General features: G+C 55.4%; 11 protein-coding genes. 1 reads left to right on the top strand and 10 read right to left on the bottom strand.

All coding sequences use genetic code 11. The annotated features are described in order from the left end of the window. Positions 1 to 386: 386 nt before the first annotated feature. Positions 387 to 1,151 carry an MOSC domain-containing protein gene (locus TH468_RS10010; RefSeq protein WP_085643741.1) on the top strand — a complete coding sequence of 255 codons (765 nt, stop codon included), beginning with the start codon at positions 387 to 389 and terminating at the stop codon, positions 1,149 to 1,151. Positions 1,152 to 1,153: 2 nt separating this feature from the next. Here TH468_RS10010 and TH468_RS10015 read toward each other — a convergent pair whose 3' ends face one another. The 10 genes from TH468_RS10015 to TH468_RS10060 all read right to left on the bottom strand — a co-directional run bounded on the left by TH468_RS10015 (position 1,154) and on the right by TH468_RS10060 (position 14,795). After that, positions 1,154 to 2,734, bottom strand: coding sequence for a type IV secretory system conjugative DNA transfer family protein (locus TH468_RS10015; RefSeq protein ID WP_085644191.1), 1,581 nt, complete (start codon positions 2,732 to 2,734; stop codon positions 1,154 to 1,156). A 285-nt stretch (positions 2,735 to 3,019) separates the two neighbouring features. After that, a complete protein-coding gene (locus tag TH468_RS10020; protein ID WP_246832286.1) occupies positions 3,020 to 3,856 on the bottom strand; it encodes a DUF4167 domain-containing protein in 837 nt (278 codons plus the stop codon). Positions 3,857 to 4,146: 290 nt separating this feature from the next. Then, the gene (gene prmC / locus TH468_RS10025) at positions 4,147 to 5,067 is read right to left on the bottom strand and encodes a peptide chain release factor N(5)-glutamine methyltransferase (RefSeq protein ID WP_085643745.1); all 921 of its coding nucleotides are present in this window, start codon (positions 5,065 to 5,067) and stop codon (positions 4,147 to 4,149) included. A 4-nt stretch (positions 5,068 to 5,071) separates the two neighbouring features. Then, positions 5,072 to 6,154 (bottom strand): peptide chain release factor 1, encoded by a 1,083-nt coding sequence (prfA, locus tag TH468_RS10030; RefSeq protein ID WP_085643747.1) that lies wholly within the window; start codon positions 6,152 to 6,154, stop codon positions 5,072 to 5,074. Further along, positions 6,151 to 7,500: a glutamyl-tRNA reductase gene (hemA, locus tag TH468_RS10035; protein WP_085643749.1), complete on the bottom strand. Its 1,350-nt coding sequence runs from the start codon at positions 7,498 to 7,500 to the stop codon at positions 6,151 to 6,153. Before hemA ends, prfA begins: the two co-directional genes overlap by 4 nt. A gap of 7 nt (positions 7,501 to 7,507) precedes the next feature. Next, positions 7,508 to 8,749, bottom strand: coding sequence for a histidine--tRNA ligase (gene hisS, locus TH468_RS10040; RefSeq protein ID WP_007091118.1), 1,242 nt, complete (start codon positions 8,747 to 8,749; stop codon positions 7,508 to 7,510). 128 nt (positions 8,750 to 8,877) lie between these two features. Continuing rightward, positions 8,878 to 10,002: a flavodoxin-dependent (E)-4-hydroxy-3-methylbut-2-enyl-diphosphate synthase gene (ispG, locus tag TH468_RS10045; protein WP_085643751.1), complete on the bottom strand. Its 1,125-nt coding sequence runs from the start codon at positions 10,000 to 10,002 to the stop codon at positions 8,878 to 8,880. 181 nt (positions 10,003 to 10,183) lie between these two features. Beyond that, the gene (locus tag TH468_RS10050) at positions 10,184 to 11,311 is read right to left on the bottom strand and encodes a RodZ domain-containing protein (RefSeq protein WP_085643753.1); all 1,128 of its coding nucleotides are present in this window, start codon (positions 11,309 to 11,311) and stop codon (positions 10,184 to 10,186) included. Between the two features lie 167 nt (positions 11,312 to 11,478). Next, complete coding sequence (ptsP, locus tag TH468_RS10055; RefSeq protein ID WP_085643755.1) at positions 11,479 to 13,761, bottom strand: phosphoenolpyruvate--protein phosphotransferase; 2,283 nt, start codon at positions 13,759 to 13,761, stop codon at positions 11,479 to 11,481. Between the two features lie 5 nt (positions 13,762 to 13,766). Further along, entirely contained in the window at positions 13,767 to 14,795 is a 1,029-nt protein-coding gene (locus tag TH468_RS10060) for a nitronate monooxygenase family protein (RefSeq protein ID WP_085644193.1), read from the bottom strand. Between the last annotated feature and the right edge of the window lie 46 nt (positions 14,796 to 14,841).

The raw sequence follows: 14,841 nt of genomic DNA on the forward strand, positions 1-14,841 counted from the left end.
GCCTGCCACTCCTTGAGCCAACAGTATCGTAACATGCGGACCTTCTTGGAAGCATCCGCGACCTTAAGTGGTTTTATCCGCAATGGAAATTATCACCCTTTCCATTGCCAACGTCTTTGATATGTCTCAGTTTCAGGGCTTTGCAAGACGATACCCCTACAAAAGTTGCAAGAATTAATTGTGCATCGCAAAACCGTTTTCTGGCATCATTCAATATTGCGACGAAAGGCACTGTCATTCCCGGCAAATCCGTTGCGCAAGACCGCACAGGAGGTCTTGCCCTTGGGAATGCAAGGCATTAACGTCGCCCTTCATATTTTTACGGCTTGCAACCCGGCCCGCCCCGTTTGCCGATATGCATATTATGCCACACAGGATCGAATGCCATGACTGTCCAGCTTAAAGCCATCAAACGTTACCCCGTCAAAGGGCTCAGCGGCATTGAAATGCCTGCCGCCGACATCACTGCGCACAAGATGCTGCAAGATGATCGTCGCTTCATCATCGCCACCCAATCATCGGTCGGTCAGGACGGTGTGCACGAATGGGCGCGTAAAAGCAATTTCCTGCAACTGGTCAACACGCCAAAGCTGGCTGAACTCGGCATTGAATATGACGATGCCACAACGACACTGGCGATCCTGCGCAACGGCCGGGCAATATGCAAAGGCAGTATTCACGACAAGATGGGCCGCACCGTGATCGAGGATTTCCTGTCGGCATTCCTGAAAAACGAGATCGCCGGAACACCCAGAATTTATTCTGTCCCCGATGTCAGCTTCGGCGATATGAAGGAACCCTATATCTCGATCATCAATCTGTCATCGGTGCGCGATTTCGGCGACCGTGTCGCCCAGACAGAAATCGATCCGATGCGTTTCCGCGGTAATCTGCTGATTGACGGGCTTGAACCATGGGCGGAACTGAAATGGGAAGAAGGCCAGATCATTCAGATTAACGGCGTTGATTTCCGCGTTATCCACCCGATCACCCGATGCAAAGCAACCAGCATCAACCCCGGCACGGCAGAGTCCGATATCAATGTGCCCCTGCTGCTGCGTAAAGGTATGAACCACCTTTATATGGGGATTTATGTCGAAGCACTCGGTTCCGGTGCCATCCATCCGGAAGATATAGTCACCGTTGCATAATGCTAGCTGAATGTCGGGGCATGGACGGCCATGCCCTGAAACATCTCGTCATGGTACCAGTCGATCCGGTACGCCCGGATCGGCGGGGTTCCTTTGCGAAACAGGATCTGTTCTTCGACCGGGAAACGCGCAACTTCGGTTGATCGCAGGATTGGCTGATTATCCTGGGGTCGCAGATGCACCGGGCGATCACCGCTGACACCGCCCCCGGTATCGTCAAATTTTGACATCGCGGTCAGCCCGGCAACCCAATCCAGGTTGAAAGCCCCATCCTGGCTCAGCACCGAAATCGCATCGGCCTTCCCAACGACATTTTCCCAATTCAGGCAAACATCCATCAGGCCGCTAACACCTGAAAAACCGGGCCAGATGATCATGCCATCACCAAGTCCGCCGCCCAGAAGGCGTTCAAACAACGGCATCCGGCCAACGGCCTCGATACCGTCCAGCAGCACCAGAAATTCCGCGTCCCCACTTTTCCAGTCCCGACGGGTAATCAGCTGCATCATCGCACCAATCATCACCCGACTGAATGCGGTTTGGGTAGAGGGTGCATCCCCGCCCATTTGCCCAACAATAAAAATCGAAACCGGTCGACCGATCAGGTCATCAATGCCAAATGTGCTGTTACTGACGACACGCGCAATTGCTGGATTATCGAAATCGGCGGTCGCCATCCGGCACGCTTCGATAATCGACATCCGCTGATCCTCCGTCATATCAAGGATCGTCAGGGCGATATCGGAAATCCTGCCATCGGCAGACTCGATTCCCATCAGCTCTTCCAGAATTTTATAGAAGCGGTGCGATGGCATAACCAAGTTGCGCCGAACTTCGGCAAGGCTTCGGTTCTCTTTCAAGCTCTTTTGCATGGTATAGACGATAAAACTCTGCAAAAGGGTACGAGCTGTTCGGGTTTCCTGTTCATTAAGCGCCTGAACGAAAATTGGCGCCAGTAGTGTATCAGCTATCAATCCTGCATCGGAAATCAGTCCTTCGCCTTGCTGACGCATAAAATCACACGGATTAAACTGATCAGTCTCCATCCCGGTCTGACCATGTGGATCAATAAGGATGACCCTCTGTCCCAAATTCTTACGCCTCTCGTGGACAGCACGATAAATGCCCCCATAACGTTCGTAGACAAACAATGCTCCAGTGTGGAGCAAGGCATTGGGCTCTGCCGACACCCGACAATATTCTTCTGGTTTGCTGGTAAATGTAATGACCCTGCGCACGCCAGACGCCCCGATCAAACGCTTTTCCCCACCCCATCGTCCTAGAACGATTGATGGCTTTGTATCAAAAAGCTTCTGGCGATCAATATCCTCTGCGTTCGCCCACTGGCCTTCCGCCTTCATCTTCGCTTTCAGCATTGGCGAAACAGATTGTTGTTTCTGCAACGGAGACGATTGCATGCGTCTGAACACGATCACAAAGAGTGGCAGGAACATTGGAATGATAAAGCATACCGCTCCCATCAATGCTAATTCGTAGTCAGCAGTGAACATACCGAACGCGACAACCATCGCGCCCAGCGCCCATAGCAGCACCGTGATGACACGGAACAATCCGGTCCCCATCATCGCCCCCCAAGAATATTCACTCGTCTTTTAGCGAAACAACCCCATTGGCACTAGAATGCCATTTGTCTCGCAAGCAGGTCCAATTATTATCGAATAATACCAGTTAATGCCTGCACCCACACTACATCAGAAAAAATTAATTCAAAGGATTTCATATACGAGACCCAAGCGACGGTATTGTAGATAATGCAATCGGCAAACGTCACCTTGCCCAGCCGTAAAACAACAAACCCCGTGGGATTTCTCCGACGGGGTCTGTTGTAATCGTGACAAGCCAAAAGATCAGGCAGAAACCGGCTCCGCTGATTTGTCTTCGCTTGTACCTTCATCGCCATCTTCGCGACCGGCAGCACGGCTGCGGCCGCGACGCGCTGTCGGATGACGGCCACGTGTGCGGCTTGTTCCGGCAGCAGCTTTGCGCGGTTTCTTCTCTTCGCCGTCCGCCGACGTATCGGTATGAGCATCGGCATTATCAGCTGGGCCAATATCCAAAGACGGCTGATCGCTGTCTTCGGATGCCGCTTTTGGCGGGCGGCCACGCGGCGCAGCACGGCGTGCACGCGGTGCACGTTTTACCGGTGCAGCATCACCATCGTTGTTGTCCGTGGAAGAAGCAGCAGCAGAAGCTGCAACATCATTGCTATCGGCCGAATTGGCGCCGGTCTCATTGGACGTATTATCTGCCGACGCCACAACATCATCCTGATTGACAGAATTGTCGCTGCTGTCGTCCCCATTCTGATTCTCGCTGCGCTCGTCACGGTTCGGGCGGTTGTTGCCCCGATCGTTACGGTCATTGCGATCATTTCGCTGCGGACGCGGGCTGTTATTGTCGCCACGCTCTTCACGACGCTGGTTTTCCCAGTCAATCGCGGCTTGCAGGATACGATGATAGTGTTCCGCATGCTGGTAATAGTTTTCAGCAAGGACCGGATCGTCAGTACAATCCTTCGCCAGCGAAACGTATTTTTCGTAAACCTGCTGGGCGTTTCCACGGACGCGCCCGTCCGGACCGTTACTGTCAAAAGTCTGAAATTTCGGATTTACAGGACGTTTATTCGGCTGCTGCCGACCGCGCGGACGCTTATTGTTGTTGTTGTTGTTGTTGTTATTTCTCATATCAACATGTCTTTGGTGTTGAAGGACAAATCCGGATTCATAAAGGAATCCCGGAACCACTCCGTCTGAAAAACATATTTCCCGCTAAACAGCACCGATTGAACGGCACTACGACAAACCTGCCGAAAACCTTAAAGGGAACGGAGATTCATTACTGTTTACAGGGGAACACGGCGCTTTCACAGCGCGTCGGGCACCCGGCCCGTAAAAACAACCTATATGGCTTGAGGCCTTATTCCAACTGTTTTTTTCAATGCCCGTATTTTTTTTGCAATGACGTGGCAGATCGGTCAGATCACACAGCGCCCGACAGAACAGCGGGTCTTTTTCGCTGCAACGCAGCGCACGATGCCCCCCAGATCCTCCCGATATTCCACGCCTACAAATCCGGCTTCGACCAAAAGGCGGGCAACGTCTTCTTCCTGTCCCTGCCCGATTTCAAAAATCACGAACCCGGCCGGTTTGACGAGTGAAAATGCAACTTGTGACAGAATGCGATACGCACCAAGCCCGTCACCTTCATCGGTCAGCGCCAGACGCGGATCATATTCGCGCACTTCAGGCGATAATATTTCCATATCTGCCCGCGTGATATAGGGCGGATTGGACACCACCAGATCAAAACCTTCCTGGCGTTCCTCGTCCGTAATGGCACTGTCCCAGTCCGACACACGAAACTCAACCTGATTGCCAAAATCAAGGCGGTCGGCATTTTCAAGTGCGCAGGCAACTGCCCCCGCACTGATATCAACGCCAAGCCCACGGGCATTTTGCAGATCGCCGACGATGGATAACAACAGGCATCCCGTGCCGGTTCCGAAATCAATAACCGTCGGCGCGTCGCGGTCTTCAAGCCAGTCCAAAGCCAGTTCGACAAGCGTCTCGCTATCGGGGCGTGGATCAAGGGTTTCGGGGGACAGCTTGAAACTGTGACGCCAGAAATCCCGTTGCCCCAAAATCCGTGATACCGGTTCGCGCTTCAAACGGCGTGCGACCATGTCCCGGAATTTTGCTGCACGTTCATTGGCAACCACATCCTCGGGCCATGCCGCAATCCGGCTGCTATCGACTTCTGCTGCGTCGGATAAAAGAATACGGGCATCCATTCGGGCATTTTCGATACCAGCATCATGCAGTGCACCAACCGCCTCGGCCATCAGCGCGCCAAGGGTTACCGAATTGTCTGTCGTGCTGGCACCGTCTGCCCTCATGGGATCAATTCTCGATCTCGGCCAGTTTCTGGGCCTGATCTTCCGCAATCAGGGCATCAATCATTTCATCAACCGACGGTCCGCCCGTAATGAAATCTTCCAGTCGATAAAGGGTCAGGTTGATACGATGATCCGATACACGCCCCTGCGGGAAGTTATAGGTCCGGATACGTTCCGAACGATCCCCGGAACCGACCTGTGATTTACGGTCGGCCGCGCGCGCACTGTCCTTGCTTTCACGCTCCTGATCATACAGGCGCGAAAGCAGCATCTTCATCGCCTTTTCCTTGTTCTTGTGCTGCGACTTTGCTTCCTGGCTGGCGGCGACCACACCGGTCGGAATATGGGTGATACGCACAGCACTGTCCGTGGTGTTAACGTGCTGGCCACCCGCCCCTTGCGAACGATAGGTATCGATACGCAAATCTTTTGGATCGATATGGATGTCGACCTCCTCGGCTTCGGGCAGAACGGCAACGGTTGCCGCCGAGGTATGAATGCGCCCGCCACCTTCGGTCACAGGCACACGCTGCACCCGATGCACGCCACTTTCAAATTTCAAGCGCGCAAACACGCCCGAACCCGATACGTTGACGATAACTTCCTTGTATCCGCCAAGGTCGTTTTCATTGGCGTCCATCTGCTCGAACTTCCAGCCGCGGTTTTCCGCATAACGCTGATACATGCGATACAGGTCGGCGGCAAAAAGTGCGGCTTCCTCACCGCCGGTACCAGCCCGAATTTCAAGGATGGCGTTCTTTTCGTCCGCATCATCCTTGGGCAGAAGCATAAGCTTCACTTCGTGCTCGGCCTTGGGCAATTCGTCGAGGATTTCATATTTCTCGGCTTCGGCCATTTCACGCATGTCGCGATCAGCCCCGGCATCGTCAAGGATTTCCTGCGCGCCCTCCAGATCAGCACGAAGCTTTTTGACCTTTTCGACCGCTTCGACAATCGGGGACAGCTCGGCATACTCGCGCGACAGTTTGGCAAACGAGTCACCATCCACCGCTCCACCTGACAGCAGGGATTTGAGCTCGTCGAACCGGCGTACAACGCCATCAAGTTTACCGGGGTCCAGACTCACTCTTTTTCCTCCTTCGGGGGTTCATCATTCTGTTCGGCGTTGTTGCCATTCGGTTCGGACTGCAACGCGAACAAACGCGTCAAAAGCTTTTGCGCCTTCATCCATTCGACCGTTCCCGCACCATCCGTAGTCGCCGCAAGGTCTTTAAGCGCTTGGGTCGGTGCATGCAACAACCTATTGATCAAAAGCCGGGTTGCCTTTTCAGCATCACCGTGGCTCTCGCGCAGCGCATCATCACGCACCGTTTCGAAATGCGTTCTTAAATCCGCCATCGCCGGGATCGCGGCACGCTCAGCCCGGACACGGACGAAATGCTCAACCTCTTCCTCAATCAGCGCCCAGGCTTCGTCAGCCTTTTCCTCGCGCCCGCCACGCCCTTCGGCGGCAATTTTTTCAAGATCATCCAGCCGGTAAAAGAACACTTCGTCTATTTCGTCAACCTGGGGGTCGATATCACCAGGAACGGCGGTATCGATCATCAGAACCGGTCGATATCGTCTACGTTTGATTGCGGCAAGTGCGCGCGTTTTGTCAATAATATAGCGGCGCGATCCACCCGCGGTCAAAACCATGTCCGCCTCGGCCAACAAGCGGTCCAGATCATCAAGTTCGGACCAGTGGCAATCAAGGCGGCGCGCCACAAGACGCGCCCGTGCCGCCAGCCTATCGGTCACAAGAACCCGACCCATACCGCGTTCGGCAAGGGATGCGGCAATCAATTCGCCCATGTCCCCGGCACCGGCCAAAAGCAATGTGCAGTTGGCTATATCACCATGCAGGTCACGCGCAACAGACTGTGCCGCCGCGGCAATCGAAACCGCCCCCTGCCCGATCCCCGTCCGACTGCGCACCTTTTTGGAAATGGCATAGGCCGTCTGATAAACCAGTTCCAGTTCGCGTCCGACAAGCTGATGCTGCCGTGCGATCCGGTGGGCATCCTTAACCTGTCCGAAGACTTCCGGTTCGCCGATCACCAGACTGTCTAGCGACGCGGCAACCGCAAACACATGGCGCAACGCATCCCGCCCGGACCGGATATAAAGCTCGCTTGCCAGCTTGTCGCGATCAATATCCGCCCAAAGCGCCAAAAGATCGATCAACCGTTCCCGGCCGCGTTCGGCTTCGGACGCAAGCAAATGGATTTCGGTGCGGTTGCAGGTCGAAACCACGATCGCCTGCCCCAAACGGGCCTGCAAAATCGCCGACAGGAACTGCGGCAGGCGGGCTTCGTCGATGAACAGACGGTCGCGCGTATCCTCGCTGGAGCGCCGATGATTGGTCCCGATCACCATCAGGCGATCCAGTGGCCAGTCTCCGGCTTCTTCACGCGCGAATGCGTCTGTCACCCTGCACTTACCTTTTGCCGATTACGCCTGCAAGCTGATCAAGTGCTATTTCCTGCTGCTCGCCACTGTCAAGGTCGCGCAACTGTGCTATCCCCTTGGCCAGTTCGTCATCGCCAAGAATAACCGCAAGATGCGCATTGGCCTTGTCGGCACGCTTCATGCGCTTTTTCATGTTACCGGCATAGCCAAGCTCGACCGCGATCCCCGCCTCGCGCAAGGTCTGAGCCAGCGTGCGGCATCGTGCCTCGGCAGCATCCCCCATCGGGATCAGCGCGACCGGACGCGGTGCTGCCGGGGCTTCACCGACCATCAAAGCCAAACGTTCAACCCCCGCGGCCCAGCCAACGCCAGCCGTCTGCGGCCCCCCCATGGTCGAAATCAAGCCATCGTAACGGCCACCGGCCATCACAGTTCCCTGTGCACCAAGGGTGTTGGTCGTGAACTCGAAACAGGTATGACAATAGTAATCCAGACCACGCACCAGACGCGGGTTCAACTCATAGCCGATCCCGATATCACCAAGTCCACCAGTCAGCGACTTGAAAAATTCCTGACTGTGTTCATTCAGATATTCGGCAAATAGCGGTGCATTGGCCACAAGTTCCCTGTCGCCTTCATCCTTGGAATCAAGGATACGCAGCGGGTTCTTTTCAAGACGCGCCCGGCTATCTTCCGACAGCCTGTCGAAATGTCCCTTGAAATAATCGACCAGAACATCGCGGTACGCAGCCCGGCTTTCGGGATCGCCAAGGGTATTGAGCTCAAGCGTTATGCTTTCCCAAAGACCAAGGCTTTTAAGGATATGCGCACCGTATGCGATCATTTCGATATCGCCCGCGACCTGCTCGACGCCCAGAAGCTCCGCACCGATCTGGTGGAACTGACGCTGGCGGCCTTTCTGCGGGCGTTCATAACGGAACATCGGCCCATAGTAGGAAACCTTGACCGGTGACATCTGCTGCATCCCGTTCGAGATGTAGGCGCGCGCGATGCCTGCCGTCCCTTCGGGGCGTAGCGTGATCTGTTCACCACCGCGATCCTCGAACGTATACATTTCCTTTGTCACGACATCGGACGTATCGCCAAGGGTCCGTGCAAAGACATCGGTAAATTCGAAGATCGGCGTGGTCATGCGGTGGTAACCATACAACTCGCCAATGTCGCGCGCGACCTGCGCGATATGATCCTGCAGACGGTTCTGTTCAGGCAGAAGGTCATGCGTGCCACGGACGGGTTGAAGCGATGCCACTTTTGGGGTCTCCGATCTAACTTGAATTCCAGATATTTGCGCCAAAATGATCGGCCCAAATTCATGTGAACATGAAAATAGCTTTCCACCCGGACGGCGGAAAGCCAAAATTCGTCAATTCTGCTAGGCTATTCTGCCGCGGCCAGCTTTGCCGCTTCTTCGGCTTCGATCTTGGCGGCGCGTTCTTCGACCAGTTCGACGATATGGTCGACCATTTTTTCGGTGCTGATATTGTGATCCGGGCGACCGGAAATATACATCTTGTGGTTTCCACCACCGCCACCGGTAAGCCCGATATCGGTTTCACGCGCCTCGCCCGGGCCATTGACGATACAGCCAATGATCGACAGCGAAATCGGCGTCGAAATGTGCGCCAGCCGTTTTTCAAGCTCGGCCACGGTATCAACCACATTAAAGCCCTGACGCGCACAGGACGGGCAGGAAATGATCTGCACGCCGCGGGTCCGAAGGCCCAGCGATTTCAGAATGTCATAACCAACATGGATTTCCTCGACCGGGTCAGCCGAAAGCGACACGCGCAACGTATCGCCGATACCGGCCCACAGAAGGTTGCCCATGCCAATCGCCGATTTAACAGTACCACCACGAAGGCCACCGGCCTCGGTAATCCCCAGATGCAAAGGATAATCGCATGCCTCAGCCAAGCCGTAATAGGCGGCAACCGCAAGGAATACATCCGATGCCTTGACCGAAATCTTGAACTCGTAGAAATCCTGGTCTTCAAGGATTCTGGCGTGGTTCAGCGCGCTTTCGACCATCGCCTCCGGGCAGGGTTCGCCGTAACGTTCCAGCAATTCCTTTTCGAGCGACCCGGCATTAACCCCGATACGCATCGAACAGCCGTGATCCTTTGCCGCCTTCACGACTTCGCGCACGCGTTCTGTCGATCCGATATTGCCTGGGTTGATTCGCAGGCACGCTGCACCGGCTTCGGCGGCTTCGATCGCACGTTTGTAATGGAAATGGATATCGGCAACGATCGGGACATGCACCTGCTTGATGATGTCTTTAAGCGCCGCGGTCGATTCCCGATCCGGGCAGGAAACACGAACAATATCGGCACCTGCTTCTTCAAGGCGCAAAATCTGATCCACGGTTGCCGCAACATCGGTGGTCAGGGTGTTGGTCATCGACTGCACCGAGATCGGCGCGTCTCCACCAACTTCCACATTACCAACGCGGATCTTGCGGCATTTGCGGCGTTCAATATCTCGATAAGGGCGGACGCTCATTTCCGGTTCCAAGCAAATCTGTGTCTCTAGGCCGACTATATAGCTTATCAAGTGCCAATTAGAAACCGTTGCCTTACGGTTTTTCCGTCAGATTTTGCAAAGCTGTCATAAAAAAAGCGGCCTAATATGGCCGCTTTCTTCAAAATCTTTGGTGCCCTCATGATAAAGAGAGGGCCCGGCACTACTGCGCCGGTGCCGAACCGCCCCCTTCAAGGGCTTCAACATCAAGAGAGAAGTCCGAAATCACCGCACCATATTCACCGACCGGCAAGGCTTCCTTGCCATCAATGCTGTAGGTAAGTGCCCCGGCATTACCGACTTCAAGCATCAGCCCATTTTTATTGGGCACGCGATAGGTATCGCCCGCACTCAGCATCCGGGTCAGCAGGATGTTGCCATCGCCTTCGCGAATGCGCACCCAACTGGTTTCGACCGCCTCAATGGTAACACGGCTATCAAGATTAACCGCACCAAACACACGCCCGCCACCAACTTCGTCAACAGCCGGTGCTGCCGGAACAGAAGCTGTTTCCGCCGCTGGTGGAACTGGCGCCGATGACGGCGACTGTGCGGTTGATTGTTCCGGTGCTTGCGCCGCCGGGACAGGTGCTTCGGCGACTTCGTTCTGTGCCGCCGGTGTTTCTGCCGGTACCATATCAGCCACTTGCGGGGCTTCTGCAGTTTCCACCACCGGTTCCTGTTCTGTCACGGCAGATGCAGGTGCATTTGAATCATCCGCTGGCGCTTCCGCCGTTTCGGCAGGTTGCTCTGCCGATGCGGATGGCTCGACTTCTGCCGCACGGGCATCCGCCGCATTTTCAAGATTGCGTTCAGGAACGGCCTGCTCACCACCCGACGTATAACTTGCAAGACGTTCAGGCAGCGGATCAACGAGATCCGCAATCGTTTTGCCCTGGCTCGACAAGTAATACCAGCCACCATAGGCACCGATACCAAGCAATGCCGCAATCAGAAGAACCGCTCCACCGGGAACGCGGCTTTCCTGAACAGGTTTTGGGAAACTAAGCTCGCTTCGGGCTGCGGGCGCATTGCTTTCCACGCGGAAACGCCGCACGATTTCTGCCCCGTCAAGTCCGAGATGTTCGGCATAGGCTTTAACAAAGCCCAAACCATACGGGCCACCGGGCAACACCGAATAATCGCTGTTCTCGATCGCCTCGATATAAATTTTGCGGATACGCAATAACTGACAAACGTCTTCCACGCTCTGACCAAGGCTGTTCCTGGTATGGCGCAAAAGGCGTCCTACCTCGGTCTGGTCAGCGGAATTACCGGTATCTGCTTCCATCTTAATGTCATTTGACGGCCCATTTCCAGGCAAAGGCCTGAAACGCAAGCGCCCCCCGGATTGCTCGTCCAAATGATCTTCCTTTCGCTTTCCGATCGCCAACTCCGCACCCCCACGTTACGATCTAGCAATAAAAATAGCAGAATCCCCACCAAAAGCGATTGTTTTTAAAGTTTTACACCGTGATCTATTGCGAAAGCCTTAAGACGCGATCGCAATGACTTGGTCGAACTTCCCATCACCGACAGGACATATCCTTCAACGCTTCTCACATTCAGGCTCCGGACCATTTCCTTTACAGGACCGATAGAAGCCGGCGCCATGGACAAGCGGCGAATACCCAATCCGATCAGGGCCATCGCTTCAAGTGGTCGTCCGGCCATCTCGCCGCAGATGGTCAGACGCACGTTCCGTTCGTCACACAATGTGACAAGCTGCCGCATAAATGCAAACACACTTGGCGAAAGTGTATCATATCGCCCTTCCAACCGCGGGTTTCCGCGATCAGCAGCGAACATGAACTGCAGCAGGTCGTTGGTTCCAACCGACAAAAAGTCGACACGCTCCAGAAGCGCCGGTGCTTGCCATATCAGCGCCGGAACCTCCAGCATCGCCCCAACCTCGACCCGGTTCGGTGCACAGCCGCGTTCTGCTTCGCGTTTCAACTGCTGATCCAGAAGCGCCCTTGCCTGGTCGAACTCTGCGACTTCGGCAATCATCGGGAACATGACATACAGGTCCCGCTCATGGGCAGCCCGGATCAACGCGCGCAACTGATGAACAAGCACTGCAGGCCGATCCAGCGTAATGCGGATCGAGCGCCAGCCCATCGCCGGGTTCTCTTCTGTCATATCCTCCCAATAGGGCAACAATTTGTCACCCCCGACATCAAGCGTCCGAAACACGACCGGACGACCTTCCGCCTGCTCAAAGATCCGGGTGTACAGCCGGGTCTGATCGCCAATATCCGGCATGGCCGATCTGACCATAAATGGAATTTCCGTCCGATAAAGCCCGATCCCGTCCGCGCCGCTTTCAATCACATGGGGTACATCGATCAAAAGCCCCGCATTGACGTTCAGCGAAATATCAATCTCGTCACATGTCCGGGACGGCATATCGCGCATCTGCGCATAAAGCGCCTTGCGCTCGGCCCGCGCACGAAGCGCACCGTCAATAACCGAACGGACATCTTCACTTGGCCGGACGAACAATTGTGCATTGTCGGCATCGACAATCAGCGGATCACCGGTTTCGACCTTGTCGAGAACCCCTTTAACCCCGCCCAGCACCGGAATATCCAGCGCACGCGCAACAATTGCCACATGTGACGTATGCGACCCCTCTTCAAGGGCAAGGCCGCGCAGGCAGGTATGATCATAATCCAGAAGTTCCGCCGGGCCGATATTTCGCGCCACCAGAATGATATCGTCGGGCAACTCGCCAAAGGCCGGGGACTGATACTGCCCCGAAAGATGCTGCAGCAGACGGTTCGCCAGATCTTCAAGATCATGCAAACGTTCGCGCAGATACGGATCGCTGACCTGGGCCATGCGCGCACGGGTATCATCATGAACCTTCTGAACCGCTGCTTCCGCCGTAAGGCCGGTATGGACCGCCTCGGTAATGCGGTTAAGCCACCCGGTATCCTGCGCAATCATTTTATAGGCTTCAAGAATATCGCCCGGATCATCATCGCCGCCACTGCTATCCATTCCCGCAACAGCTTCAAGCATTTTGTCGAGATGGTCCTGAAGCCCGCGCATGGCGTCTCGAAGCCGGATCAGTTCCTCGTCCGGATCATCGGACACCATCCGGTCGATGACAATGCGCGGCTCATGAAGAACCGCAACGCCCTTGCCAATCCCCGGTGCCAGACGCGCCCCACCAAGCCGCAAGGGCAAAAGCGCAATCCCGTCGGTCGGAATCAGTTCATCGCGGCTGACCAGTTCGCCACCGGCGACCATTTCGGCCAGCACCATGGCAACGTTTTCAAGCGCTTCCTGCTCGTCCTCTGAATAAAGACGTTCGGTCCGGTTCTGCACGGCAAGGACGCCAATGATACGGCCCCCACGCAGGATCGGCACACCGATCATGGAATGATAGATTTCCTCGCCGGTTTCCGGACGATAGGCAAAGTTCGGATGGCCTTGCGCATCTTTAAGGTTAAGGGGCCGCGCATGGGCCGCCACATAACCGACAATCCCCTCGCCCACCCGAAGGCGGGTCATATGAACTGCCGCCGGTGCCAGACCGCAGGTCGCGAAAAGTTCCAGCACCTCGCCCGCGCGCATCACATAGACCGAACATACCTCCGCCACCATATCGGCGGCGATGATGGTCACGATCTGCCCAAGGCGCTCTTCTGCCGTCCCCGGACCAGCCATGACGTCGCGAACGCGCTTTAACAGGCGTCGCGGACCAGTGACTGCGGCGGACGGCATGCTCATCGGGTTTAACTGTCTCTTCTAACGAGGGACTGAACGGCCTGTTCGACCAGTTCTTCCAGAATTTCAGATACCGGTTGTTCTTTCTTTACCATACCAACCGACTGTCCTGCCATAACCGATCCGCCATCGACATCACCATCGATAACAGCCCGGCGAAGCGCACCGGCCCAGAAATGTTCGATCTCAAGCTGGGCTTCACCCTGATCAACCTCACCGGCGCGGAATTTGGCAATTACCTTGCGCTGGGTTTCAAGGAATTCATCGGTTCCCTTATTGGCAAGGGCACGTACCGGAATAACCGGGAAACGTTCATCAAGCTGAACCGTGGTGACCGCATCACGTGCGCTGGCACGAATGAAGGCCTTTTTGAAATCGGGATGCGCAATACATTCGGTTGCGCACACCAGTCGCGTACCGATCTGAACACCGGCCGCCCCCTGTTCAAGCAATCCGGTAATGGCTTCGCCGCGCGCGATACCACCGGCACAGAACACCGGAACATCGCGCATTTCCGGCAGGATTTCCTGCGCCAGAACCGTCAGGGAAACCGGGCCAATATGACCACCAGCTTCGCTGCCTTCGATCACCAGCGCATCCGCACCCGAGCGCACCAGTTTTTTGGCCAAAACCAGTGCCGGGGCAAAACAGATGACCTTGGCAAATTCCTTGGCTTTCTTGATCGCTGCCGATGACGGCAGACCACCGGCCAGAACGACATGACCGACTTCATGCTCACGGCAAACCTCGATCAGGTCATCAAGCATCGGGTGCATGGTGATCAGATTGACGCCAAACGGCTTGTTGGTCAGGGCCTTGGTCCCGGCGATTTCAGCCGACAGCAATTCCGGGGTCATCGACCCGCACGCAATCACACCAAAGCCACCGGCATTTGAAACCGCCGCCACAAGGTGACGTTCTGAAACCCAGGACATTGCACCCGCCATGATGGCGTAATCCGTTCCCAGAAATTCCTTGCCCGCCGCCCACAATTTTTCAAGGCGGGCGCGTGCGACATCGAATTTCGGATCTCTCATATCATTCTGTACCCCAAAGCAGAAATGCAGGAAACCAAGGGTTCCC

This window comes from Thalassospira sp. MCCC 1A03138 (genome assembly GCF_002115785.1).
In the GTDB taxonomy this organism is placed as follows: Bacteria; Pseudomonadota; Alphaproteobacteria; order Rhodospirillales; family Thalassospiraceae; genus Thalassospira.